This is a genomic window from Bacillus timonensis (assembly GCF_000285535.1).
Classification (GTDB): Bacteria; Bacillota; Bacilli; order Bacillales; family Bacillaceae_L; genus Ferdinandcohnia; species Ferdinandcohnia timonensis.
Map to the genome: position 1 here is coordinate 32,970 of NZ_HE610987.1, position 26,122 is coordinate 59,091.

Annotated in this window: 23 protein-coding genes, 1 pseudogene and 1 other annotated feature; of the genes and pseudogenes, 7 read left to right on the top strand and 17 right to left on the bottom strand. The window is 35.3% G+C overall.

Features of this window, described 5'->3' with window-relative positions:
- Window positions 1-36: 36 nt before the first annotated feature.
- Entirely contained in the window at window positions 37-351 is a 315-nt protein-coding gene (locus tag BTHG_RS14630; RefSeq protein ID WP_010677478.1) for a YfhH family protein, read from the bottom strand.
- A gap of 1 nt (window position 352) precedes the next feature.
- Window positions 353-1,168: a recombination regulator RecX gene (gene recX, locus BTHG_RS14635; protein WP_010677479.1), complete on the bottom strand. Its 816-nt coding sequence runs from the start codon at window positions 1,166-1,168 to the stop codon at window positions 353-355.
- 146 nt (window positions 1,169-1,314) lie between these two features.
- Between recX and BTHG_RS14640 the strand changes: the two genes are divergently transcribed.
- From BTHG_RS14640 to BTHG_RS27690, 6 genes and pseudogenes are all read left to right on the top strand, one after another.
- The gene (locus BTHG_RS14640; protein ID WP_010677480.1) at window positions 1,315-2,235 is read left to right on the top strand and encodes a TIGR01777 family oxidoreductase; all 921 of its coding nucleotides are present in this window, start codon (window positions 1,315-1,317) and stop codon (window positions 2,233-2,235) included.
- A gap of 319 nt (window positions 2,236-2,554) precedes the next feature.
- Window positions 2,555-3,112: a GNAT family N-acetyltransferase gene (locus BTHG_RS14645; protein WP_010677481.1), complete on the top strand. Its 558-nt coding sequence runs from the start codon at window positions 2,555-2,557 to the stop codon at window positions 3,110-3,112.
- A gap of 324 nt (window positions 3,113-3,436) precedes the next feature.
- A complete protein-coding gene (locus tag BTHG_RS26310; RefSeq protein WP_010677482.1) occupies window positions 3,437-3,556 on the top strand; it encodes a YfhE family protein in 120 nt (39 codons plus the stop codon).
- 108 nt (window positions 3,557-3,664) lie between these two features.
- Window positions 3,665-3,853, top strand: a complete 189-nt coding sequence (locus BTHG_RS14655) for a YfhD family protein (RefSeq protein ID WP_010677483.1) — start codon at window positions 3,665-3,667, stop codon at window positions 3,851-3,853.
- Window positions 3,854-4,017: 164 nt separating this feature from the next.
- A pseudogene (locus BTHG_RS27430) lies at window positions 4,018-4,530 on the top strand (peptidoglycan recognition protein family protein); the annotation flags it as partial.
- A 72-nt stretch (window positions 4,531-4,602) separates the two neighbouring features.
- Entirely contained in the window at window positions 4,603-5,067 is a 465-nt protein-coding gene (locus tag BTHG_RS27690; protein ID WP_269719508.1) for a peptidoglycan-binding domain-containing protein, read from the top strand.
- Between the two features lie 164 nt (window positions 5,068-5,231).
- On the opposite strand, the gene larC2 is transcribed toward BTHG_RS27690, so the two are convergent.
- The 10 genes from larC2 to BTHG_RS14710 form a co-directional block, all read right to left on the bottom strand.
- Window positions 5,232-5,705, bottom strand: a complete 474-nt coding sequence (larC2, locus tag BTHG_RS14665) for a nickel pincer cofactor biosynthesis protein LarC2 (protein ID WP_010677485.1) — start codon at window positions 5,703-5,705, stop codon at window positions 5,232-5,234.
- 21 nt (window positions 5,706-5,726) lie between these two features.
- A complete protein-coding gene (locus tag BTHG_RS14670; RefSeq protein ID WP_010677486.1) occupies window positions 5,727-6,959 on the bottom strand; it encodes a multidrug effflux MFS transporter in 1,233 nt (410 codons plus the stop codon).
- A gap of 429 nt (window positions 6,960-7,388) precedes the next feature.
- On the bottom strand, window positions 7,389-8,891 hold the full coding sequence (locus BTHG_RS14675) for an MFS transporter (RefSeq protein WP_010677487.1): 1,503 nt from the start codon (window positions 8,889-8,891) through the stop codon (window positions 7,389-7,391).
- Between the two features lie 438 nt (window positions 8,892-9,329).
- A complete protein-coding gene (locus BTHG_RS14680; RefSeq protein ID WP_010677488.1) occupies window positions 9,330-10,802 on the bottom strand; it encodes an MFS transporter in 1,473 nt (490 codons plus the stop codon).
- A gap of 640 nt (window positions 10,803-11,442) precedes the next feature.
- Window positions 11,443-12,918 (bottom strand): MFS transporter, encoded by a 1,476-nt coding sequence (locus BTHG_RS14685; RefSeq protein ID WP_010677489.1) that lies wholly within the window; start codon window positions 12,916-12,918, stop codon window positions 11,443-11,445.
- Window positions 12,919-13,358: 440 nt separating this feature from the next.
- Window positions 13,359-14,432 (bottom strand): Gfo/Idh/MocA family protein, encoded by a 1,074-nt coding sequence (locus tag BTHG_RS14690; RefSeq protein WP_010677490.1) that lies wholly within the window; start codon window positions 14,430-14,432, stop codon window positions 13,359-13,361.
- 159 nt (window positions 14,433-14,591) lie between these two features.
- Entirely contained in the window at window positions 14,592-15,452 is an 861-nt protein-coding gene (locus tag BTHG_RS14695; RefSeq protein ID WP_010677491.1) for a sugar phosphate isomerase/epimerase family protein, read from the bottom strand.
- Window positions 15,449-16,459 carry a Gfo/Idh/MocA family protein gene (locus BTHG_RS14700; RefSeq protein ID WP_010677492.1) on the bottom strand — a complete coding sequence of 337 codons (1,011 nt, stop codon included), beginning with the start codon at window positions 16,457-16,459 and terminating at the stop codon, window positions 15,449-15,451. Before BTHG_RS14700 ends, BTHG_RS14695 begins: the two co-directional genes overlap by 4 nt.
- 82 nt (window positions 16,460-16,541) lie before the next feature.
- Window positions 16,542-17,702: a Gfo/Idh/MocA family protein gene (locus BTHG_RS14705; RefSeq protein ID WP_010677493.1), complete on the bottom strand. Its 1,161-nt coding sequence runs from the start codon at window positions 17,700-17,702 to the stop codon at window positions 16,542-16,544.
- Between the two features lie 15 nt (window positions 17,703-17,717).
- Window positions 17,718-18,575 (bottom strand): AraC family transcriptional regulator, encoded by an 858-nt coding sequence (locus BTHG_RS14710; RefSeq protein ID WP_042342114.1) that lies wholly within the window; start codon window positions 18,573-18,575, stop codon window positions 17,718-17,720.
- Between the two features lie 311 nt (window positions 18,576-18,886).
- Here BTHG_RS14710 and BTHG_RS14715 point away from each other — a divergent pair, with 311 nt between their 5' ends.
- A complete protein-coding gene (locus BTHG_RS14715; RefSeq protein WP_010677495.1) occupies window positions 18,887-20,077 on the top strand; it encodes an ROK family transcriptional regulator in 1,191 nt (396 codons plus the stop codon).
- Between the two features lie 40 nt (window positions 20,078-20,117).
- Here the strand turns inward: BTHG_RS14715 and BTHG_RS14720 are convergent, their stop codons facing one another.
- The 5 genes from BTHG_RS14720 to BTHG_RS14740 form a co-directional block, all read right to left on the bottom strand.
- A complete protein-coding gene (locus BTHG_RS14720; protein WP_010677496.1) occupies window positions 20,118-21,041 on the bottom strand; it encodes an AEC family transporter in 924 nt (307 codons plus the stop codon).
- A 95-nt stretch (window positions 21,042-21,136) separates the two neighbouring features.
- Window positions 21,137-22,534 carry a glucuronate isomerase gene (gene uxaC / locus BTHG_RS14725; RefSeq protein ID WP_010677497.1) on the bottom strand — a complete coding sequence of 466 codons (1,398 nt, stop codon included), beginning with the start codon at window positions 22,532-22,534 and terminating at the stop codon, window positions 21,137-21,139.
- Between the two features lie 249 nt (window positions 22,535-22,783).
- On the bottom strand, window positions 22,784-23,962 hold the full coding sequence (locus BTHG_RS14730) for a DEAD/DEAH box helicase (RefSeq protein WP_010677498.1): 1,179 nt from the start codon (window positions 23,960-23,962) through the stop codon (window positions 22,784-22,786).
- Window positions 23,963-24,126: 164 nt separating this feature from the next.
- Window positions 24,127-24,852 carry a polymer-forming cytoskeletal protein gene (locus BTHG_RS14735; RefSeq protein ID WP_010677499.1) on the bottom strand — a complete coding sequence of 242 codons (726 nt, stop codon included), beginning with the start codon at window positions 24,850-24,852 and terminating at the stop codon, window positions 24,127-24,129.
- Between the two features lie 15 nt (window positions 24,853-24,867).
- Window positions 24,868-25,494 carry a YhbD family protein gene (locus BTHG_RS14740; protein WP_010677500.1) on the bottom strand — a complete coding sequence of 209 codons (627 nt, stop codon included), beginning with the start codon at window positions 25,492-25,494 and terminating at the stop codon, window positions 24,868-24,870.
- A 343-nt stretch (window positions 25,495-25,837) separates the two neighbouring features.
- Window positions 25,838-26,076: a binding site (T-box leader), on the top strand.
- Window positions 26,077-26,122: the final 46 nt, after the last annotated feature.

The window sequence follows — 26,122 nt, forward strand, 5'->3', positions numbered from 1 at the left end:
TAGACAGAATAAAAACCAGAGAATTTTCTCTGGTTTTTATTTAAGAAGTAGTGAAATTGGTAATGCCTCTTCTTTGTTCTCTTGCCCTACACGATGTCCCCAAGCAAATACCCCATTAATGTAGTTGATTTTAAAATAGCTTCCAGGGTCGCCATCAATTTCATATGATTCACCTGAGTGAAAATCCTTTGGATTAAGTAGATATGCCTTTGCCATCGCTGCTTTTCGTTCTAGTACAGCCAGCTCATTTACAATCCCAAGTTGTTCCGCTTTTCGAGCTTGTTCCTTTAAGCTAGCGATTTCTTGTCTTAATTCAAATTCTGTCATTTGGCTATATCGTTTTTCTTGCATATTAACTCTCGCCATCCTTTATGTAGTTGATGAATTTTTCAATCATGTCTAAATCGAATCCTTTTCGAAAAAGGGCTTGCTTCATTTTTTGTTCATAATCCCATCCATCTAATTTTTCATATTTTCGATGGGCTTTCATTCCATGATGTTGAAGCGCTACCCACTCTTCATCCGTGTCCTTCTCTATTGTTGCCTCGTCCATGGCAATTTGGATTACATCCCATGCAAAACCTTTTCGTATGAGGGTTTGCTCGAGCTTCTGTTTTATTTGCCGCTCTGACGTTTTGCTGTTCTTTGGAATTGTTTTTAAAATAAGCTTAATGGCTTTTTCTATCTGCTTGTCCATTGTAAAAAGCGTAAGACTTTTCGTTACTATGTCTTTATTAATCCCTTTTTCAAAAAGCTCTTGTTTAATAACTTCAGGACCCTTTGTAGTAGTATTGATTTGAGTTCGGACATATGCCTTCGCAAATTCTTCGTCATTAATATATTTATATTCGGAAAGCTTATGAATCACATCCGGTATTATCGGGTCATCCACTTCTTTTTTCTTAAGGTAATCAATAATTTCTTTCGTCGAACGCATTCGATAAGATAAAAAATTTAATGCCAAATTAAAGGCCTTTTTCACTTCATCTTCAAACTGGATTTCAGAAATATCTAGCTCATCCAGCTCCATCCCCTTTTTTAACTGAAAGGAAATGAGGATGTCCTGATCGACACTAAACGCATATTCCTCGCCCTTGCCGTAATCAAGAAATATATTATATCGTTCTACATTTTTCTTTTGAGTTGTGATTTTCGCTATAATTGCCATTTGAATTACACCTCCCTTTTATAGTAGCACATGATGAATAAATCCGTCTCCCACCACTTTACAAGTTTCTGGTTTTCACTAAATTAAAAGGATATATGAAAAACTTATTGAATTATGTAGGAAAAGACATGGAAAGGAAGAACTGAATGAAAATCGTGATTGCTGGCGGAACTGGCTTTGTCGGGAAAAAGCTTACGGAATATCTTTTAGATCAACGTCATGAAGTATTTGTTTTAACAAGAAACGCAACACCACAACCAAGTCAACATCCAAATCTACACTATGTAGAATGGTTGTCAGCAACTAGTGCCCCTGAAAACCAACTACCGGAAATAGACGCTTTTGTTAATCTTGCAGGTGAGTCGTTGAATAGTGGTAGATGGACGGAATCTCGAAAAAAACAAATTATGGAAAGTCGATTGATTACAACAAAAGAACTTGTCCGCATAATTACTTCATTGCCTGCTAAGCCGGCAATCTTGCTAAATGCAAGTGCAATCGGGATATATGGAACTTCAGAGGTCAAAACCTTTACGGAAGATTCTACGGTAGTAGGAGATGACTTTTTAGCAAGAACAGTGGCTGCTTGGGAGAAGGAAGCAAGGAAAGTCAATGACTTTGGGGTTCGGACTTGTTTTTTACGACTTGGTGTTGTCCTGGGTAATGATGGGGGTGCCCTCACTCGTATTGTTCTTCCTTATCGTTTTTTCATTGGCGGAACGATTGGTTCAGGTACACAGTGGCTATCATGGATTCATATTGATGATGTTGTGAAAGGGATAGATTTTCTTTTACATCATGAATCAGTAAGTGGGCCAATTAATTTTACTGCACCAAATCCAATACAGATGAAATCTTTTGGACATGTTGTTGGAAAAGTCATGCACCGCCCACATTGGCTCCCAGTACCAGGCTTCGCCCTAAAACTATTACTCGGAGAGATGAGCATCTTAGTTTTGGAGGGCCAACAAGTAATACCTAAAAAGCTTCAAGAACACGGTTTCTCCTTTACTTATGAAACACTTGAGAAAGCGTTGAAGCACATTTTAATGGCAAAATCGACATAATCCACCACGATTCATATAAAAGCGTCGAAATTACCAATAATTTGATACAAAAATTTCACAAAAAACCTATTTATTTTTACAAAAGATTCGAGTATGATACCTAGAGTGAAGTAAAAAAAGACTCAACACAACAATAAAATACAAACTTAAAATTGGCTAATTCAAGTTGGCTAACTTTAGGGAAGGCAAATGGTGCGCCACCAGTTTCACTGGTTCTAGTGGGTTCGATTCCCACCCCGAAATTTTTTATTCATACAAAAAATTTCGAGGGTGGATCTTACCACAGGTCTGGTCTGTCCTCAGGTTGGAGGGGAAACTGATGCTAAAAAAACGTGAACTTCAAGATTGTCAAGCTCTTTATGAGCTCATGGTGCACCCGGATGTCTTCCCATTTGTGCGTCAAAAAGCATATTCCTATGAAGAGTTTTTATTTATTACTAAGCAAACGATTGAGGCAGAAGAGCGAGGTGAATTGATTTCACGTACCATTTTAGATGAATGGGGCTCCCCAATTGGCACAATTAATCTATACGATATTGCAGACAACGCTGGTTTTCTTGGAACATGGCTTGGTAAGCCATATCATGGGAAAGGTTATAATCAAGCTGGCAAGGATGCATTTTTTGCAGAACTCTTTTATGAGCTGGGAATTGAGACAATTTTTATGAGAGTTAAAAAAGTAAATCTTCGCTCTACGAAAGCAGTTCAGAAGCTACCTTATGTTAATTTCGCTAATGAAACTCGAAAATCTTTACTTGACCAACTTAACGCAAACGGTGATATTTATAATCTCTATGAGGTTGCCAAAGATTTATACACCATGCATACTCTACGTGCCGTAAGTAGTGCTGAAGAAGAACATTTGAAAGAAGCGTAAATACACATATATGTTAAACCCGTTTTTTAACGGGTTTCAGACTGTTGACAAACGCTCGCATCCTGCGTTGCTTGCCTCGCTCGTCCGCTCATGAAGGCAACTTCTATTCGCGTCTTCACTCAGCTGCGCGCCTTGTCTGACAAGCGCTCTCAAGACAGTCTGGGACTTGAGTTTAAATTTAGATATCCTTAAAAATTCATGTAGACAAAGTCAGTACTGACTTTGTCTACACTCTGAAAACCCGTTTTTTAACGGGTTTTTTGTTTGGATTTTTTTGGGATGGATAAAATAATACTATATTACTTAGAAAGTGAGGAATCTTCGATGGCAAAAGAAAAAAAGCGTGACAATAAGTCAAAAAGCACATTAAGTAGCATGCAGGAGGTTACATATTCTAGGGAATTCAAAATGGCTGATCGAGCCGGAGGATTTACGAAAAAGTAGGAAATACATATTAAATTCTTCCACTTATTAAGTTGATTTTCAAGGTCATCCTATAATTGAGAAGGTTGCTTTGCAGCCTCTCCATTTATTTTAGGGATGGTGTTTATAATGGGAAGATCAAGAGGGCAAAAAACTCGAGATAAGAACAAAGGGAACTTACCACAAGTCCCGAAAGACATGAAATCGGATGGTCGTGATGTCGAGTTCTCACGTGAACTTGCTGACCAAGACGATTTAGAGGCTCTTGCACGCTCTAATGCAGCAGATGCTAGAGCGAAAAAACGTAAAAAGAAATAAGCATGGCATGAGAAAACCGAAGGACAGCCGTCCTTCGGTTTATTGTTTTGGCTGCTTGCCCCCCTCGTCCCTTTTATCCTGCAACATATTTATGACACATTACATAGGTTTAACGCATAAAATGAATCGATTGCATATACTCATTATTCATGGAGGTGAATGAAATGGAGTATTCAATTACAAGAGATTATATTCGTTTTGGAAATTCTCGTTCAGGACAAAAAATTTCAAAGGTCCGTTTTATTGTGAGTCATGATACAGGTAATCCTGGTTCAACTGCCTATGGAAATAGAAATTATTTTGATCGATCACAGCCAAGTGCGTCTGCCCATACTTTCATTGATGATAAATATATATTAGAAATAATTCCACTTAATGAAAAAGCATGGCATGTTCGCTACAATATAACAAAAGACAACGCAATGTATGGGGATGATGCAAATGATGCAGCAATTGGTGTAGAGTTTTGTCATGGTGGGAAGATTAATTTCCAGGAGGCATATAATCGATACGTTTGGTACCATGCTTATTTATGTGACAAATACAATTTAGATCCGAAAAGACATATTGTTGCACATAGTACATTAGACCCTTCAAGAAGATCAGACCCACAAAATGCATTGCGCCCACATGGTATATCTTGGGAAGAATTTATAAATGATGTACAGGAGTCATATAATCGTGACTTTAAAGGGATTCCAACCAGCAAACCTAAGCCTGTTGTTGCTGGAGTATCTACACGACTTCCAATTCGAAGAGGTAATAAAGGTCCATTTGTAAAGGAGATTCAAGAAGACTTAATTCATGCTGGTTTCCCGATGCCTGGTTATGGTGCCGATGGAAGTTTCGGTCCTGCAACCGAGCGTGCAGTCATGCGCTTCCAAAAACGATATGGATTAGCTGTGGATGGACTAGTAGGACCAGCCACTTTGAAAAAGCTTGGAGAAGTCATAAAGCAGAATATTTCTACCCACGAGGAGTTTCCACTTCCGGATGGAGTTTGGGGACGAGGAGACAAGGGTGAAGAAGTTCGTATGATTCAACGTGCATTAAAGCATATCAATTTTGACCCTAAAATGATTGACGGTAGCTATGGTCCATTAACCGAAGATGCCGTTCGAAGATTTCAATCGATGTATGCTGCTCTTGCAGATGATGGAATATACGGTCCAAACACGAAAAAATATATACAGATGGAATTAAATGATATGTAAACCCACTGGCTTCAGTGGGTTTTTATTTATTGACTTTAGTTGTTCTGTCGCAAATTGAACGATTAGCCATAAGTGATTGACTAACAGCCATAAAACTTAATTAACAGCCATATACAGTTTGCTAACGGCCATAAAATTTAAATAACAGCCAAAAGGCAAGTAATTCACTGTTTATGGTACTCTTTCCAAACCTCTTCATATACTTTTTTTAGGGGAATTCCATATTTTTCTGCTATCTGGCGGCAATCCTCGTACTCTGGAGACTTTTGAACGGATTTTCCCTCGAAAATTCCTTCTTTTACTGTGACTTTGCCCCATTTTGTAATAACTTCTGTAAAAATTCTCTCTAGTCGATGAACGGTCAGTGGATAATACCGCAAGCCTAACGTCGTTGTTTCCCTAAACAAAATTTCTTTTATTTTGTCTAAATTGCTTTTTGAACAAAGTAGCTGTAAAAGAACTGCTGGCCGATTTTTCTTCATATAAATTGGAGTATAATAAACGTCATTTGCCCCTGCTTCAAATAATAAATCCATACAAAAGCCCAACCATTCGCCGGACATATTATCAAGGTTTACTTCAAGCTTGATCATTTCATTATCAATATGTTCATGATTGGGAGGAAGCTTTTTATCCATGATTCCTCTACCTTTCGTTTTCTATATTTTAAACTCTTTTCGTACCTTATTAGTCTGTACACGTATCGTAGCTTTATGGATTAATCCATAATAAGATAAGAATGCAAAAAAGCTTGCTAAAAAGATAATGATCCCCATTGGTACTGCTGAATACTCACCTGCTAAGCCGACAAGTGGAGCCGTTAACGAGCCAAAGAAAAATGGCAAAACCCCCAATAGCGCAGAAGCACTACCTGCAATATGACCTTGAGATTCCATTGCTAACGAAAAGGATGTTGTCGAAATGATAGAAATCGAACAAACAAAAAAGAAAATTGGAATTGCAAATAAGAATAGCGGTGCTTTTAGGAAAATGGCCACGAGTAATAAAGCAGCAGATGTATTAGCCATAATCAAACCAATATTTAAAAACGTTTTTTCAGATATGATATCAGAAAGACGGCCAACTGACTGACTTCCGATGATTAAAGCAATACCATTTACGCCAAATAATAAACTAAATCCTTGAGGAGATACACCGTAAATATTTTGATACACAAACGAAATACCTGATACGTATGCAAAAATTCCTGCGATGATAAATGATTGTGTCAGTGTATATCCAGCAAACTGACGATCCTTTAAAAGCGTTCCGAAATTGTTTACTATTTGTGAAAGGTTACTAGGAACTCGGTTCTCTTGTGGAAGTGTTTCTTCTAGTTTCCACACAATAGTTAATAATAACACGAGACCTATAACGCTCAAAACGAAAAACACCCAGGTCCAATCTCCGAATGCCAAGATTCCCCCACCAGCTATTGGCGCAACAATTGGTCCAAGATTTCCGACTAACATTAACAATGCGAAAAACTTCGTAAGCTCCCTGCCACTATAAACGTCTCGAACAATGGCTCGAGAAATCACAAGCCCTCCGGCTGCCACAAATCCTTGCACAAACCGAGAAGTGATAAAGAAATAAATATTGGGAGCAAATGCACATGTTAATGAAGCGAGAAAATATAAACCTAGAAAAACAAGCAATGGTTTGCGTCGTCCATGAACATCACTCATTGGCCCAATGATTAATTGCCCTAGTCCTAGTCCTAAAAGGCATGATGTCAAACTAATTTGAACAAGTGATGCATTTGTATGATAATCTTCAACTATAGTAGGAAATGATGGCAAATACGTGTCAATGGTAAATGGACCTAAAAGTCCGAGCGCTCCTAAAATAAGCGCAAGTTGTATACGTTTCGTTCCTGTTAAATTTTTCAATATAAATTTACACCTTTCTGTCAATACTTATTGAGGCTTATGGATGTTGGTGGTGTCCATGTCCTTTTCCCTTTAATCAGGTATCATTTTTTATATAACTTCCATTCTATTTTAGTTAATGTTATAGAATTTCAGTACAGTAATATTGAAAACTTGTTAATGCTGCCTCCCTTTCATGTAACCCTTTTCATCATAAAATAAAAAAATATTCGTTTGCTAAACAAACTATTTTTTTGGTAATTTATTGGTCTAATAAACTTTTTATGAATTGAACTTTATCACCTATTGCATATTATTGTCAATAGACTTTGAATACTATTAATAGAATAATATTTTACTACTCCTATATGAGGCAATATTCTCCTCCTCGATACTACTAGAATTATAGGAAATAAAAAATAGCCCATCAAGCTGGGCTACTTTTTCCAATTATTTAGCTATCCCTGAATCCGGTGTAAATGGAGTTGGTGGAAAATCGCCATTTCCTTTTCTTTTCTTCTCAGAAATGCCCTTTTGGATTTCTTCCATTCTCTTTGCATCTAACTTATAGAATTTCATTGCGACAAGAGATACAACTAAACAAAGAGCTGGTAGTCCAAATGCTAACAATAATGTTGTATAGAATAAAGGTGTAGTTAAAGCTTCGCCAACCTCTGGGAATTTTTCTTTGTAACCAATAAAACCAACAACAAAACCAACAATTGTCGGAGCTAATGATGAAACAAGTTGGTCAATAAATGAGAAAATGGTTCCCATCATTCCTGGTACATATCGGCCAGATTTATGTGTTTCATAGTCAGATACATCAGCAATCATTGGAATAACAAACGTTGATGGTACACCTGCAAACGCTCTTGCCACTGCATATAAAATTAAGAATAATACAGTCGTAACTCCAATATCGCTAAGTGAAATTGAAGTTGGATCAATTAATGTAAATAGAGCTATCAATCCTGTAAAGGCTAGTATTGCAATCCAACATGATATTATATATGATTTTCTCAATCCAACTTTTCTAGCAACTATAACTACAAGGAACGTAATTAGCAGACCTGGTACTAATGTTATAAGACCTATAGTACCACTTAAAGAATAGTCCCCTAACAGGATACCGAATAACATTACCCCAACTACCGAATACCCAAAGATAGACATTCCCAACTTATCAAAAGAAGCAGAAATGGATAACAATTGCAATGGTCTATTTCCTTTAATAACACCCCAATATTCACGAAGCGTTGTTTTCGTTGTCTCTTCTCCTAAACCATAGTACTCTTTTTTATCCTTCGACCAAATTCCTCTGATTGCTAGAGCAGCAAACACTGCCGAAAGGATAAGTGCAACAATATTTAATTCGGTAAACAATGGTAGAGTAAAGCCTCCATATTTCCCTATCAAATAAGAGGAAACGTAAATTTGCCCACCTGTAAAAATTACTGCATTAAACACCCCATCAAATATTGAAAAGATTGGACGTTGTTTTGGATCATTTGTTAAGACTGTTTGTGCTGCTTTTGTAACACTCGTTTGAAGGGAATATCCAATTTTATTGACAATTAACATTGCTGTAAAGAAAAGAAACTGCATGGATTCTGGTAATAAATGAGTTACACTGTAGATTGTGATAATAGTACCTGCCGAAATCACATTCCCTACGACAATTAACGGTGAAAATTTCCCAAACTTACCTTCTGTTTTATCAATGATATAGCCAATTGCGGGATCAATTAATCCATCAAATAAACGTGCAGCCATTAAAAGTGTGCTTACCAACATAACTGCAAGACCAGCTACTCCTGTTGCATAATAAGTTACGAAACCTAATGCAAACAAATGAAGATTCGATGAAGTATTATTTAGTGTGAAAAAACCGATTTGCCATAACCTTGCCGTGTGGTAACTCTGTCCATTGTCTATTGTTTTATTAGACATTTTTTCCCCTCCTCTTTATAAAAACGCATTCATTTTGCTCATTTTCGAATCAGCTAATTCGTACCCATGACTCCTCCTCACCCCGCATGTAAACCCTTTCATATTTTGTAAAAAAAAATATTTGTTCACCCAACCAACTAAATATTGGTAAATAGTTGGTTGGATAAATTATATATGAAAGTAGTCTATCACCCAACTTAAATAGTTGTCAATATATTTTGAAAAATATTAATTTAAGTAATTTTTAAACTTCTACATTTGCAAGACTGTACGATTTCTATAATGAAATTAACATGAATGAACAAAGAAAAATCGATGAGAAAGCTTTACATAGTATTAGAATTAAATAAAACCAAAAAGCCCCTTTGTCTTCGTGAGAACCACTTAGACAAAGAGGGCTTAATTTAAACTTAAACGGTTACAAATAAAACCGAAATATTAGTTTGCAATTTTTTGTTCAGTTGTATGCTTTGATTTTTTAGCAGCAATTGTTGCTTGAATTTCTTCCATTTTCTTATCATCAAGTTCATAACGGCTCATAATTAAACCAGAGATGACTAAAGCTAAAGCAGGAATACCAAATGCTAAGAGAATTGTAACTACTTTAAGTTCTGGTGTTAATGAATCTGTAACAGTTGGGAATGCATCTTTAAATCCGATTAGAGCAACTGCAAAACCAACGATAGCTGGTGCTAAGGATGTGATTAGTTTGTCTATGAATGAGAACATTGTTCCAATCATGCCCGGTACATATCTTCCTGACTTACTAGTTTCATAGTCAGAAACGTCAGCAATCATTGGGTTTACAAGAGTTGATGGAACACCGCCAAAGCCCATTGCCATCGTATATAAAACTAGGAATAAGATTGTTGCGAACCCTAAATTACTCATAGAAATTGTTGAACCATCAACAAACATGAACATACCAATTAATACGACGAATGTTCCTAATGCAATCCAAGTTGAGAATAGGAAAGCTTTTTTCATACCCGTTTTTCTTGCTTTTGCTACTGCCCAGAATGTAATTAATAAAGTTGGAACAATGGTAATCATTGATACTGTACCACTTAATGCATAATCACCAATTAAGATACCAAATAACATAACAACTACTACTGCGTGACGTAATAGGGAGAACGCTAATTTGTCAACGGTTACAGCTGTAATCAATTTTAATAATGGTTTGTTGTTTTTTAGTATTGGCCAGAAGTCACGGAATTTTGTTTGAACTGTATCTTCTGCTAATCCGAAAAATTCCTTCTTATCCTTACTTGATATTCCAATTACAGCCAATACTGTAAATACACCAGCAAGGATAATAGCAAGAGTATTTAACTCTGTGAATAGGCCCATTGTGAAGTCACCATATTTTTTAACTAAGAATGAAGCAACATAAACTTGTCCGCCTGTGAAAAGTAATGTGTTGTAAACACCATCAAACACTGCAAATAATGGACGTTGTTTCGGATCATTCGTTAAAACAGTTTGTGCTGCTTTTGTTACAGATGTTTGACATGTATAACCAATAATGTGGATTGCATAAATTAGAATAAAGAATAGTAATCGAAATGATTCAGGTAATAAGTGTGTTACATTGAATAATACTAATACCGAACCAGCTAAGATAATATTTCCTATAATCATAAATGGTCGGAACTTACCAAACTTACCATCCGTTTTGTCTACCATAAATCCAACAATTGGATCTGTAATTCCGTCAAAAATTCTCATAGAAGTTAAAATTGTACTTACTACAACGACTGAAATTCCTGCAAATCCAGCTGCATAATAGGATACAAATGCCATGATAAACAGATATAAGTTTGTTGCGGTATTATTTAGCGCGAAGAAACCAATTTCCCAAAGCTTTGCTTTGTTATACTGCTCATTATTTACAGCTACTGTTGCCATATCGAGTAACCTCCCTAGCGGTTCAACCGCTTTCATAAAAAGTTATAAAAACATTCTTTCATTTTATACGCTTTCAAATAACGCTTTCATTTTTGTATCTATTAAATTTGTTCGGCCAACAAATTAACTTTATAGACTTATAATATATGAAACCGTTTTTATTTACAAGACTTTTTTCTACAAATTTTTTATTTTTTTAAGACTAATGTACCACTTTTGGCGGTATTTCGTTTAATGAAAGCCTAAATAAAGGTTGATTCTATTTAAAAAATATAGCCTTTCATTTGTTAGTCAAACTAATTAACAATTGCAGTTTTTATTTACATAAACGGAAAATTTAATCTTAAATAGTCACATACAGGGGTTTTACTCTCCATCTATCAATTCTGCCGCAAATGCAGTAAAGATAATTGGCTTTTATCACATCTTTTCCTAGACCTCTTCCTATAATAACACTTCAATTTTTAATGGTTTCAACTGTAGATTTTCATTTTATATGGTTCATATAAAAATATCGAACCCCACCAACATCTTATAAAAGGCATTAAATAGACAAAGATTAGATTATCTAGCGCAAAAAAAAAGAGGCTGATGTTATAAACAGCCTCTTTCAAGAAAACCTTTTCAATTTTAACTATTATTACATTGCGATTGTGTTATCTTTATTTTTTTTGTTTGCTTTTGCTTTAGCAATTTTTTCTTGAACGCCTTCCATTGTCTTGCTGTCTAGTTTATAGAAGTGCATTGTGACAATTGAAATTAATAAGCACACTGCTGGTATTCCGAATGCTAAGACTAATGTTGCTGTAAACAGAGGTGTTGTTAAAGCATCATTTACTGTTGGAAACGCATCCTTAAAGCCAATCGCTGCAACCACAAAACCGACAATTATTGGTGCAAGTGAAGAAACTAATTGATCAATAAATGAGAAGATTGTTCCAAACATACCTGCAACATAACGTCCAGATTTTGAAGTTTCATAATCTGAAACATCCGCAATCATCGGAACTACTAGAGTTGTAGGAGCTCCTCCAAATGACTGGGAGAGAATTCGTAATAGCATGAACATGATTGTTGCAAAACCAATTGATTCCATTGAAACAGCGGTAGTTGTATCATCTAATAACAAGAAAAACGGAATATATGCAAGTAGTCCAAACATACCTAAATATGCAGAAGTTAAATATGCTTTTCTCAAACCAGTTTTTCTTGCTAACCATGTTACAAAGAATGTAACTAATAATCCAGGAACTAAGATTGCTGCACTAATCGTACCACTTAATGCGTAATCTCCAAGTAAGATTCCAAATAGCATAACTGTTACTACTGATTCTCTCATTAAAGATGTTGCTAACTTATCTGTTGAAGCTGAAAGTGTGAGTAATTGTAATTGACGATTACCTTTAATAACTTTCCAGTATTCGCGAATAGATGATGTTTCAACTGTATCTTCACCTAAACCGTAATACTCTTTTCTATCCTTCGAAGAAATACCTATTACTGCTAGTGTTGTTAAAATAGCTGATAGAATGATTACTGTGATAACAAGTTCAGTGAATAGTGGTAATGTAAAATCACCGTATTTTTTAATTAAATAGCTCGCAACATAAATTTGTCCACCTGTAAATACAATCGCATTGTAAACGCCATCAAAAATCATGTAAAGGGGGCGTTGTTTCGGATCATTTGTCAAAACTGTTTGCGCCGCCTTTGTAACAGACGTTTGAAGCGAATATCCAATCTTATGAACAACTAAAGCGAAAATAATAAAAGCAATACGTGCAGGTTCAGGCATTAAGTGAGTAATAAAGATTAAAACTACAGAAAGCGCTGTCACGATATTACCAATTACCATTAAAGGTCTAAACTTTCCAAATTTAGATTCTGTTTTATCTATTATCCATCCAATTGATGGATCTATTAATCCATCAAAAAATCTTGCAAATCCTAGTAATGTACCTACTAACACTACAGCTAGTCCAGCAATACCAGCTGCATAGTATGATAAAAATCCGATTAAAAACAAATACACGTTTGTGGCAGTATTATTAAATGTAAAAAATCCAATTTGCCAAATTTTCGCTCTATTGTATTGAATCTCTTGAACTGTTGACATATAGGTTTTCCCCCTTAAAAACAGATTATAAAACTAGAATAATTGCTACTAAACTTCCATCCCCACTAATTGTACTCTCTCTTTATTGATCTTAGGCTTGTACGATTGTTTTCATATTTGTCTAACACACAAACAAAATATTCTAAATATTTATTCATATATTAAACATTCTGTGCATCATCCTCCTAAAAGCGATGAAACGCTTTCAATATTCTTACATAAGGATTAACAAAATATAATTCTAAAAAAATAGTTTTCAAAATCGTTTGTTTTGCAATCAAACTATCTATACCTATATATTAATTGGAAGCGCTTTAAAACGCAATACTTTTTTAAAATTTTATTAATTGTTTGTCTATATTTTTCAGTATTTGTCGAACTCTGTAGGTTCCCGTCCAAAAAAACTGGTCAAACTCTTACGTTGACCAGTTTTTCGCTCATTATTTACTTACAACAATTGCTTGTTCCTGTGCTTTTAAGCATAATTCAGCTGCTTTAAATGCATGTTCTTGTGTCATAGCATTTTCTGTACGATTTACACAATCTAAGATCAGTTGGCCGAAGAAAGGAAATCCAACCTCTCCTCGTAACTCATAATGTTTTTCACCTTCTTTATTCACTAAGAATAAGTGATCTCCTGATTCGTTTTTAGCAACATCAATATACTTTCTCAATTCGATTGTACCTTCAGTTCCTGTAATGAAAGTACGTCCATCACCCCATGTGCCTAAACCATCAGGTGTAAACCAGTCCACTTTAAAAATAAATGTTGCACCATTATCTCCAACTAATGTTGCGTCACCATAGTCCTCTAATTCAGGATACTCTGGGTTATTATAGTTCCCTACTTTACTATGAAGAACTTTTGCATCTTTATTATCTGTGTAATATAAGAACTGTTCGATTTGGTGACTTCCGATATCGCAAAGGATGCCTCCATATTGTTCTTTGTTAAAGAACCAGTCCGGGCGACTATCAGCATTCAAGCGATGTGGGCCAAAACCTGTTACTTGAATAACCCTGCCAATTGCTCCTTGCTTTATTAAATCTCCAGCAAAAACGGCAGCTTCAACATGAAGTCTTTCACTGAAATAAACCATATATTTTCTACCTGTGCGTTCCACAACCTTTTTTGTTTCCTCTAATTGTGCCAAGGTTGTAAACGGAGTTTTATCGGTAAAGTAATCTTTACCTGCCTCCATTACTTTAATCCCTAATTCACTACGCTTATTTGGGATTGCAGCAGCTGCAACTAATTTAACTTCCTCATCCTCTAATACTTGCTCTAATGACTCTGCTACTTGTACACCTGGAAAAGCTTCAATGAAGTTTGCAACTTTTTCAGGGTCTGGATCATATACCCATTTTAGTGTGGCCCCAGCCTCTACTAATCCGTTACACATACCATTGATATGCCCATGATCAAGTGCAACAGCCGCAATACTGAATTCTCCCTCTTTTACGACAGGATTTGGTTTCCCTTTTGGTGCATAATTCATTCCATCTTTACTCATTTTGTTAAATCACTCCTGTTAGTTAAAATAGCAAAAAATGCAAGCACCAAAAATTAAGATTTTTCATCCTCACCAGGTGCTTGCCTATTTGATTTTTCATTGTTACATCCAGTTTCAGTGCCTATCCTTGACAAGTACAAGGCGCTTGCACATTAGTTTTTAAAACAAGTCAGCATAACCAATTTTTCTTAAATGTTGTGCAGATACTTCTATACATTCAAATGGATCACGTCCATATGTGTCATCTTGCTCAATTAAGAAATATTGTACTCCACTTTCCTTACCAGCTTCAATCATAGCCGCAATATCCATGTTTCCTTCACCAAGCTCCGCAAATTCGATTAGGTTTGTGAACTTGTTAAAGAATCCAGCCATATCTTTGAAATCTTCTTCATTAAATTGAAGAGAACCAATACGGTAGTCTTTTAAGTGTAGTAATGAAATGCGATCTTTATACTGCTCAATGATTTTAACAGGATTTTCACCAGCACGTTGAATCCAGTGTACATCCAATTCAAATCCTAATTTTGTTGTGTTTTGTTTGATAAGGTCTAATAAATATACTCCATCATATTTTTCGAATTCAACATGGTGAGTATGATAGTATAACTCAATTCCATATTCCGCTAAACGATGTGCCATTTCTTCTGCTCTTTCGATAAAGCCCATGATTTTTTCTTTGTCACCCATAACAGTAAAAGGAAGCATACCAATACGAACAAAATTACAATCTAACGTTTTGCAGTCATTTACGATTTTCTCAAAATGTGTAGATAAAGCTTCACCTGGTGCGTTTTCATACATCGGCTCTAATGCTCCAGATAAAGCAGCAATTTTTATATTAAAATCTTCACTTGCTCTTTTTAATTCTGCAACATTTTCTTCAGTCATTGGAATTTGTGAAACCTCAACTGCACCTATTCCAAGTTCATGAAGTTTTTTCATTGTTTCATAAACACCAATTTCTTCTACTTTCTTTTTAAGCATCATCATTTGAACGCCAATTTTACCTTTTGTCATTTGTATACCTCCATTTTAATAGGAATTTTCACTTCAGAAGATCTTCTGATTGCACTAATCATTTCCATTGATTTTTGAGCTTCTTGGACATGTATATAATCTTCTGTATTGTTAATAATTGCATCATAAAATTGATTGATTAAAGTATCATGGCTGGCACCATAGTAAAACTTGCTTCCTGGAAGCTTTGAATCCTCAACCAATTTCTTTTTAACGCCTTCGCTGTCTGTAATAGAAAGAACACTGTCTTTAATCGTTAATTTACCTTTTTCAAGGATAACCTGAAATTCAACAGACGAATTTGTTGCATAAGTCGTAGTTGCAAAGAATAGGCCAGTTGCACCATTTTTAAATCTAATGTTAGCAACAGCAGTATCTTCTACTTCATAGCCATAATCTACTAATTGATCGATAGATCCTCGAATTGTATCAATTTCGCCACCGATGATTTGCATTAAATCTAAGGTATGGATGGATTGATTGATCATTACACCTCCACCAGCAAGTTTCATTTTGCCGCGCCAAGGTTTTACATCATAATAGGATTTTGGACGGAACCATGTCACAAGACCTTTGATACCTGTAACATTACCTAATTCTCCGCTCTCCACGATTTCTTTAAGCTTGATAAATGACTCGTTAAGACGATTTTGCAAACTCACACAGACTTTTACGTCTGGATGTTGTTCTGCCAAATCAACTACGAACATTCCTTCTTCCGCACTTCTTGCTAATGGCTTTTCTAAAAAGACATTGACACCCTTTTCCACGACTGCCTTTGTTGCGGAGTAGTGAACATAGTGTGGCAAACAAATATGAACACAGTCTAAGTCTTCATTATTCAGCATTTCGTCAATATCTGCATAAAAATTCACATTTTTTACAGAATTGCGAAGTTCTTCATTTACATCACAAACTGCCACTAGTTCTGCCTTAGAACTATTTTGAATAGCAGGAATATGAATTTTTGAAATATCGCCTAAACCGACTACTGCTACTTTAAGCATAATATCCTTCCTCCTAATAGAGTGGAGATAAAAAATAGTTAGGAGAAACCGACAATTGCCGATTCCTCATTGCATTATTTTATTATTTTTTAATAGGATTCTTTTTTTCTTCTTCAATGCGTTTATTTAACTCTGCTAAATAAACCTCTTCATCAACTGGAATTTCTACTTCTTTTCCTAGGAAGCTAGATAAGTGAATAGCATTCGCTAATGCTACACCATTAATACCATCGCTACCTGGAGCAATTAGTGGAGTTCCATCTAGAATATTAGCAGCAAAGTTTTCTAATACAGATGAGTGCTGAGCGCCCCATACACTTTCAAATTCAATAACTTCTTCTGTAAAGATATTGTCATCAGATTGACCCATGAAAATTTTCATAACATCTTGCATGCTCATGGTGTTACTCATTTCATTTTCTGGTTTAGTTAGACGTTTAATCGTTACTTTCTTACTGTCATCAACGACAATTTTTCCTTTGTCCCCTAAAATTTCGAAGCGATCTGTTCCAACAACATCATGTGTACATGTTACAAATACACCTGTTGCACCATTACCATAGTCTAGTAATGCAGTTACTTCATCTTCAACAGCAATATTTCTTTGGTATCCGTATTTTACATTTGAGTAAACTTTCTTAGGCATACCGCAAATCCATTGAAGTAGGTCTAATTGGTGAGGAGCTTGGTTTACTAGTACACCGCCGCCTTCACCTTCCCAAGTTGCTCTCCATGCACTTTGGTCGTAATATCCTTGTGGTCTCCACCAAGTTGTAATGATCCAATTGGTACGACGAATCTCACCAATTTCGCCATTATCAATAATTTCTTTTACTTTTTTGTAAAGTTCATTTGTTCTTTGGTTGAACATAATAGCAAATGTTAATTCTGGCTTAGAAGCAGCAAATTCGTTCATTTCTTTTACTTGTTTTGTATAAACACCTGCAGGTTTTTCAGCTAGCACATGAATATCTCTTTTCAATGCTTCAATTGCCATTACAGGGTGTAAGTAATGTGGAACAGTTGTAACAACTGCGTCTACATCTCCGCTTTCTATCATTTCAATATAATCTTCATAAAAAGGTACATTTGGATACTTTTCTTCTGCTACCGCTTTTTTCGCTGGGTCAATATCACAAATCGCGCCAATTTCCATATTAGGAACTCTACCTTCTGCGATAAAACCAGCGTAAGCTCCTCCTTGTGCACCTAAACCAATGATACCTAATCTTACTTTTTTCATTTTTATACTTCCCTTCTATTTTTCAGTTTCTGTTACATGTTTCTTACGATAATCCTTTGGATTTTCACCAACTTTTTGCTTGAAATAACGGCTAAAATGCGAGGCGCTTTCAAAACCGCAATCAAAAGCAACATCCTTTAAAGGTTTATCAGGCTCCATTACAAGCTTTATTTTTGCTTGTGTTAATCTAGTAGCCATCAAATACTCCATAACTGTAAAACCTGTCATTTCTTTAAATAAATGTGAGAGGTACGACTTACTTAAATTAAGTGATTGTGCAATTGAATCAACTGTGAGCTTGTCCATATAATTTTCCTGAATAAAGGTAACGATATTTTCAACATAATCGGTTTTTTCATCCTTTTTATCCGGCTTCCTATACGAATTTGCTCGTCCCATCTTATTAACAAGAAGTAAAATCTGAATAAGAAGGATCTTCATTTCCGTTTCAGCCATAAATGACTCATTGTCATCTGACGTTCGGAATAATTCGTCTAATCGACAAATTAATTTTTCCAATTGCTTCGATTGCTGATTTTCATTCGTTCTAATAAAACAATGGTGTAATTTCCGGAATACATCAAGCAAATATAACGCTTTTAATTCCTTCAAAACGCTTTCAATCCATTGTGGAGAAAAATGAACCACACTTCGAATATATTCCTTATCCAAGGAAACAATTGGTTTGTGAAGTGATTTTCCATCCATCAGAAGAATGTCACCAGGCTCCAAATCATAAATCTGATTTTTGATTAAGTAACGACAGGAACCACTATGAAAAAAATAAATTTCATATTCTTGATGAGAATGGTAGTCTACCATTATTTCTTGTGTACCGGTCATACGATACAACGGTAATATTGGATATTTCAATCCCACCATCCTTTCCTTCTTGATGACATCACTATCATATCACAAAAAATGTGAAATTATTTGACTGTAACGCTTGTTTTTTTATAAAAAATTGACTGAGAGAACTTTTTCTATAAGATTTTAAGAAAATTTTACTTATGTGTGTATTCCATTAAAAGTGAAAAAAAGTTTTTCGTGGCTAAATTTCACAAATCTGTTATAATTAGATTATCTATTAAACTAATTAAGTCAATTTATGTAAGCCTTTACAAAACGATGAATACTCATCAAATTACTCTATAAACTTTTAATTGACAAAAGGGGTTAGTCAAATGGTCACAGGGGACAGTGCATATATTAAAAAGATAAATAGAAGTTTAATCATTCAAAAAATCGTTGAACACGGTTTAGTATCTAGAGCGGATTTGTCAAAGATAACAGGGCTAAATAAAGCAACTGTTTCCGTCCAAGTCGCTGATTTGTTAAATGAAGGGTTAATTTATGAAACCCAGCTAGAGCATAGCTCAATCGGCAGAAGACCAATCATGCTTTCTATTAATGAAAATGCCGGTTTTGTATTAGGAATTGATTTAGATTATAAATCTATCATTTACACAATATCGAATTTAAAAGGAAAAACAGTGCATGAGAATGAAGAAAAATTTGATACTGAAGAATATGAGTCTGTCATTAAGTCTATTATTACTAAGATTAAAGAATATCAACATGACTTTTCAGACCGACCATACGGTATTGTAAATGTTGTAATTGGTATCCACGGGACAGTAAACAAACAAAACGAAAGTATACGATTTATCCCTAGATACAAGTGGCTTAAAAAAAATATAAAAGAAGACTTACAAAAGGAATTGAACATACCGCTATTTATTGAAAACAATGCAAACTTATCTGCTTATGCAGAAAAAGTTTATAAACATCATCACAGCAATAACCTTCTTACCGTCATTTTAACTTCTGGGATTGGTTCTGGAATGATAATTGATGGTGACTTACAAAAAGGTTTTCACGGTTACGCTGGAGAAATGGGTCATATGATTATCTACCCAAATGGCGAAGCATGCAGATGCGGGAACCATGGTTGCTGGGAGCTGTATGCTTCCGAACCTGAATTTATTAAGAAATTAGAAGCTGAGCTGCAGCAGACAAACTTATCGATATCTGAGATTCAGAATTTCTTAGAAGCTAATCATTTCATTGTTAAAAGTTTTTTAGACCGATATCTCCAATACGTTTCTATTGGACTTAACAATATTATTAATTTATATAATCCTGAAACAATCGTTCTTAATAGCCGGTTATTAAACATTTACCCTGATTCTCTTGAAAAATTAAAGGGACACTTAATTTCTTCTGTCAGTGAATATGGAGAAATTGCTCTATCAGATTTAGGCAATCAAGCTTGTGTGCTCGGTGCCTGTGCATTAGGAATTCAGAGATTCTTAGAAGTACCTGAAATCCTTTTATCAGCACCAGAAAACCAAACCTTTTTAACAATGAAATAAACCCTGTCACGAGACAGGGCTTTTTTATGTTTTAAGTTTATTAAAATAATAATCTCGCCAAATAAATCACAATTGAAACGGTTATCGAACTAAATAATGTTGAAAACAGAACAATTTGGGCAGCGAACCCCGGATAATTATTATATTCCTCAGCAATAATCGCACTATTCACAGACGTTGGCATACTAGAAGCGATAAACAGGGCCTGGGCAAAAGTTCCCTCGATATCAAATAGAAAAATGAGGCCCAATGCAATTGCCGGACCAACTAGTAAGCGAAAAAATAGACTCCAGTATACCTTTGATAAACCCGCTTTAAAATCGATTTGAGCAACCTGAGCCCCTAGAGTAAATAAAGCCATTCCTACCATGGCATTCGCAATATAGTTCACAGGAACTTCAACAAAAGTTGGTAGCGGAATACTGAAATAGTTTAATAGAATACCGGTTAACATGGCGTATAATACTGGTATTTTTAGATATCCCTTTATCGCGTTTACCTTCCCTACCTTAGCAGATTGTAGAGAAAACACTCCATATGAAAAGATTAATATATTTTGTAGTGTTAGAACAATGACCTGTATAGACATTGCAAATGGGTCACCTTTGAAAACGAGATCATTTACAGGGACACCGTAATTTCCTGAATTAAAAAAGATAGAACTATTCGAAAACGTGGTCTTTTCTCCATTTTTAAGGCCAATTAACCTTGCTGTTATAGTTGAAAGTACGTACAATGCGATTATGATAATAATAAAGAATAATAGCACATAACCAAATAATTGAAATGATAATTCCGTATTATATAATTTCACAAAGATAAATGCTGGAACCAAAAAGAACATATTAATTTTCGCAAGTGTTGGAACATGCATATGAAACTTTTTTTGAAGGGAATATCCAATCGCAATAATGAAAAATATGGGTAAAATAATATCCTTAACTATCGAAAGAAACGCAGTCATCCTTCCTCACTCCCTTCCATTTATGAATCCCTCATATTAAAAAGGCAGTCTTTGAAAATTTCTCAAAAACTGCCTTTTCATTCTTAAAAGATTAATTAGATTGAAAAATAGCGTTTCGCATTCTCATAACAAATGCCACGTACATATTTTTCTAATAGAGCCATATCTTTTGGAGCTTTTCCTTGTTCAACCCAAGTTCCTAAAAGATTACATAAAATTCTTCTGAAGTACTCATGTCTTGTAAATGATAGAAAACTTCTAGAATCTGTTAGCATTCCAATGAAATTACTGATTAATCCCATGTTAGCTAATGTTCTCATTTGGTCTTCCATACCATCAATTGTATCGTTAAACCACCATGCTGTACCAAATTGTACTTTTCCTGGAACTTCAGAACTTTGGAAGTTTCCAGCCATAGCAGCTAATACATTGTTGTCATTTGCATTTAAACTATATAAAACTGTTTTTGGAAGTTTGTTTTGTACATCTAGTGCATCTAAAAGCCTAGATAATTTATCAGCAACTTTGATATCACCGATAGAATCAAAACCAGCGTCAGGGCCTAATAGCTTGAACATACGGGTGTTATTATTTCTAGTTGCACCAATATGAAGCTGCATTACCCAGCCTTTTTCTGCATAAAGTTCGCCTAATGTTACTAATGTATATGTTTTAAATTGGTCAACTTCTTTTTGTGTAAGCTGTTCACCTTTTAATTTCTTAGCGAATATTGCTGATACTTCTTCTTTTGTTGCTTCTTCAAAGAAAAGTAAGCTTAATCCATGGTCAGAGCTTTTGCAACCATTTTCGTTAAAGAATTCAACACGTTCAGCCAATGCACTTAGGAATGTTTCGTAATTTTCAATGCTTTGGTTTGTTACTTGACCTAATTTTTCAACCCATGGTAAGAAATCATCTTTTTCAATTGTTAACCCTTTGTCAGGTCGGAATGAAGGAGATACATTCACTTTATAACCTTCATCTTTAAGTTTACTATGACTTGCTAAGTCATCAGTTGGATCGTCAGTTGTTCCAACAAATTCAACTTTGAACTTTTCAAAAATAGAACGTACTGATAATTCTGGTGAAGCTAGTTTTTTATTCGCTTGCTCCCAAATTGCTGGTGCAGTTGATTCGTCTAATAAATCGTCAATGCCGAAATAACGTAGAAGCTCTAAATGAGTCCAATGATAGAGTGGATTTCCAATTGTATTTGGAACAGTTTTAGCCCATGCCATATACTTCTCATAATCAGGCTTGTTACCTGTTATGTAGTCTTCACTGATTCCGTTCGCTCTCATCAATCTCCATTTATAATGGTCGCCACCAAGCCAAATTTCAGATAAGTTATCGAAGTTTTTGTTCTCTAAAATTTCAACCTGGTTTAAGTGGTTATGGTAATCGATTATTGGCAAGTTTTTTGCCACATTATGATACAACTCTCTAGCAGTATCGTTGTACAAAAGAAAATCATCGTTAATAAATGTTTTCATTTCCTTCACCCTTTCTAATACTCTAGCTTGATACATCTTTTTAAAACTATACAAAAATTCTATCACATATTAATTAGGTTATTAAACAAACTAACCAATTTAATAATAATTGAAAACGCTTTGTTTTTCAATAGAATTAAATTTGGTTTTATTTGGACTTATACTATTTATTATCACAATTTTTATAAAAAGAGGCAAAACAAGCGAAATCTGTGCTTATTTTGCCCCTTATCATGTGACCAATTTCAATTATTTTTTATTCTTGCGCATTCTAGGTACTGGAGTGTTTTTTTTCTTTTCCTGGGCATCTACAATTTCTCCTTTGTAGAAATCCTTCTTGGTGAACGTAATCCCAAGTTCATGCCCCATTTTTTTGAGGAAACTTTCCTCACGTGCATTTACGATGGAAATAACAACCCCTTTTTTCCCCATTCGTCCTGTTCGCCCTGAGCGGTGAACATATTGACTTGTAGTTTTAGGAAAGTCAAAATGAATCACATACGTGACGTCTTGGATATCTAAACCTCTAGCAGCAACATCTGTTGTTAACAACAACGGAATTTTTCCGGCACGAAAATTTTTCATTGATTGCTGACGCTCCTGCTTATTCGCTTCACCAGCAAGAACCGCTACATCAATGTGATTATAGGTTAACTTTGCTTCGAGTTCTTCTACCTTCTCGAGACTTTTTATAAAAGCAATCGCCTTATCTGGTTCGGTAAACATTATTTTGCGAAGCACATCAATTTTATCCCGCTGCTCACATAGGAAATAGATATGTGATGTATTTTCTTGCTGGATCGCTTCTTTGACACGGATGACTTCCGCATTGTTCATTAATGATTTTGCTATCTTTTCGGTTTGTTCCGAAATGGTTGCTGAAAAAAATAAAATTTGACGATCTTTTAAAGTTGCTTTAATAATACTTTGAACATTTGATAAATGTTCGTTTGAGACAAGTTGATCGGCCTCATCTACGATTACCGTTTTCACTTCATGCATTTTCATTTTTTTCATTTTAATTAATTCGACGATACGTCCTGTAGTTCCAATGACGATTTGTGGACGGTCTTTTAGTTTCTCCACCTGCTTCTTAATATTTGCTCCACCGATAAAAGACGTACTGACAATGTTGGTGCCTTTCGTCCACTTTCGGACCTCTTCTAGGATTTGCATCACTAGTTCACGGGAAGGAGCAAGGATTACCATTTGAATGGTGTTCTTTGTTTCGTCAAGATTTTGGATGGCTGGAAGTAGATAGGAAAGGGTCTTCCCTGTTCCAGTCGGGGATTCACATATGACATCCTTCCCCTCTATTATCGCGGGAATCGCCTTTTCTTGAATCTTTGTTGGTGCGTTAAAGCCCGATTCCTGCCAGATTTCCTTTATAAAAGGTTTCATATTTTCTAATTGTGACCAATTTGACATATCATGTACCTACCTTAAATATTGTTAAATAGACTATTGTTTATTTTAAACTATATCCAATGCAAGTACAAAAAAGTTCATGGGTAAAAATCTAGAACGGTACTCGCTTTCAATAGTAAAAGGCCTTCATTACTAAAATGAAAGCCTTGTGTAACAGTATTCTATTATATTTTTCTCGTTTCTTTTATTGTTGCAGATGGGTCTTGTGAGAATGTCTCTTTGTATTCAACAACATCAATTTCGCAATTTGGACCGATGTTAACGTTATTTCCTCTTACCATTTTGGCGTTTGTAAACTCGATATCAATGTCATCTGCCTCGATTATTTCAGTTTTCAGGGAGACTGGATAGACAGACTTAAAAATATGATTTAAGAAACTAAATATTCCTTTCTTGACCTTAATCGTATGACCACCAATTTCTTCTGCACGACATTCTCCAGCAATGGAGATATCGATTACATCCGCATTTAATAATCCTCCAATTACAAAGCCACCTTCACCTTTGAATTCTTCAGCCTCACAATCGTTTTCTATCGTTGCTCTACCTTTGATTCTTATTTCTTCCCCTTTTAAGCTACCACCGATTTTTCCCTTACCTGAAATTTTCATTTTATTTACTTTTGCATCACCATCAATTCCACCAGTTCCTTCAATTGTAAAACGATCAAATTCGATGGAGCCTTCAATGTTTCCACTTCCGTTAATTTTTCCTTCATTTCCTTTAATATTACCCGTAACCGTGCCCGTACCATTAATCGTAAAATCATTGCATTCAATGTCACCTTGTACATTCCCTTTTCCGTTGATTAATACTTTATTAAAGCTGCCACCACCGGAAGACCCCATTCCATTGATGTGTAAATTACCTTGATTTTCTACGTTCACCATACTTTACCCTCCAACTTACAATAATTTAGTTCGCAGTTCTTCTATTTCGTTAGAAAAAGCCATTTTGACAATTTGTTTAGTTCCTTGTTCGATAACCAAATCGGTTGCACTTTGTACAATAAAACACGTAGAAACACCGAGTTTGCGAATGATGATTAAATCACCATAGCTTTGTTTTTCCTTTGAAAAATAATCGTTTGAAACTTGGATGACCATCTTTGCTTCGTCAAGACTGATCTCCCCAGATTGAAGGAGTTTTTCAACGATGTAAACGGTTAAGATTCCCTCAAACTGAAAATGTTCTGGACTTTCTGTACTCTGCTCTAAGTAAAGATTGATTGTTGTTTCAGAGGCAAGACCCCTGTTCACCAATTCTGTTTTACTAAGGTTTAACTCTCCGACACTTGGGGAAAACATCTCCGACATCTCATCAAGAGACAGATTTTCTTTCATCTTTTGAATCTTATCGATTCTTTCCAAGATCTTTTCTTTTGGAAAAAATGTCTCTTGACCAGTAAACGTAGACTTTCGGATAAACCACTCCTCAGGAATCAGATCCTTTCGCTTCCATCTGTAGAGCTGTCCATAAGAAATGCCTGTCGCTTCAAGTAATTCCTTTTTCGATAATAACTCTTCACTCATTTCTATAAGCTCCTTTCTTTGATAATAATGTAACATAACACTGTTACGTTAATCAATGCGAAAAATAAAAAATAAAAATAAAAAATAAAAAATAGGTCCTCCCCTTTACATATCGAGGACAGGAACTATTCATTTTGTTATATTGGTTAAGTTATTCTGATACTTACTTGCTTTACGATTTAGTAATTTTCGTCAAGTCTCTATTCAGTAGAGTGTTTAACACTCTTCCTTTTATAAAAAAAGAAAGAGAATAAAGACAAAATCATGATTATGTTTTCACTTGTAAAAACTATCAAAAAACTTATTGACCGTTTTTCCCTCTTCTGTTACTATACCAATATATTAAAAATCGACGAAGAGAAAGAGTAAGATTGGAATGCTGTTCCCCAGAGAGTCGACAGTTGCTGAAAGTCGATGTTCAGAGCCATCCGAAAATCATCTCTGAGATGCAAAGCTGAAATAAGTAGGCTTTGACGGGAGTCCGCCGTTACAAGGAACACGTATGTTGGTACGTTAGTGAGTGTCGTGCATGTTAATGCTACGGAAGTCAGGGTGGTATCGCGAGTTAACCTCGTCCCTATTTTTAGGGGCGAGGTTTTTTATTTAGCATTGGGACGCTGAACCTGTG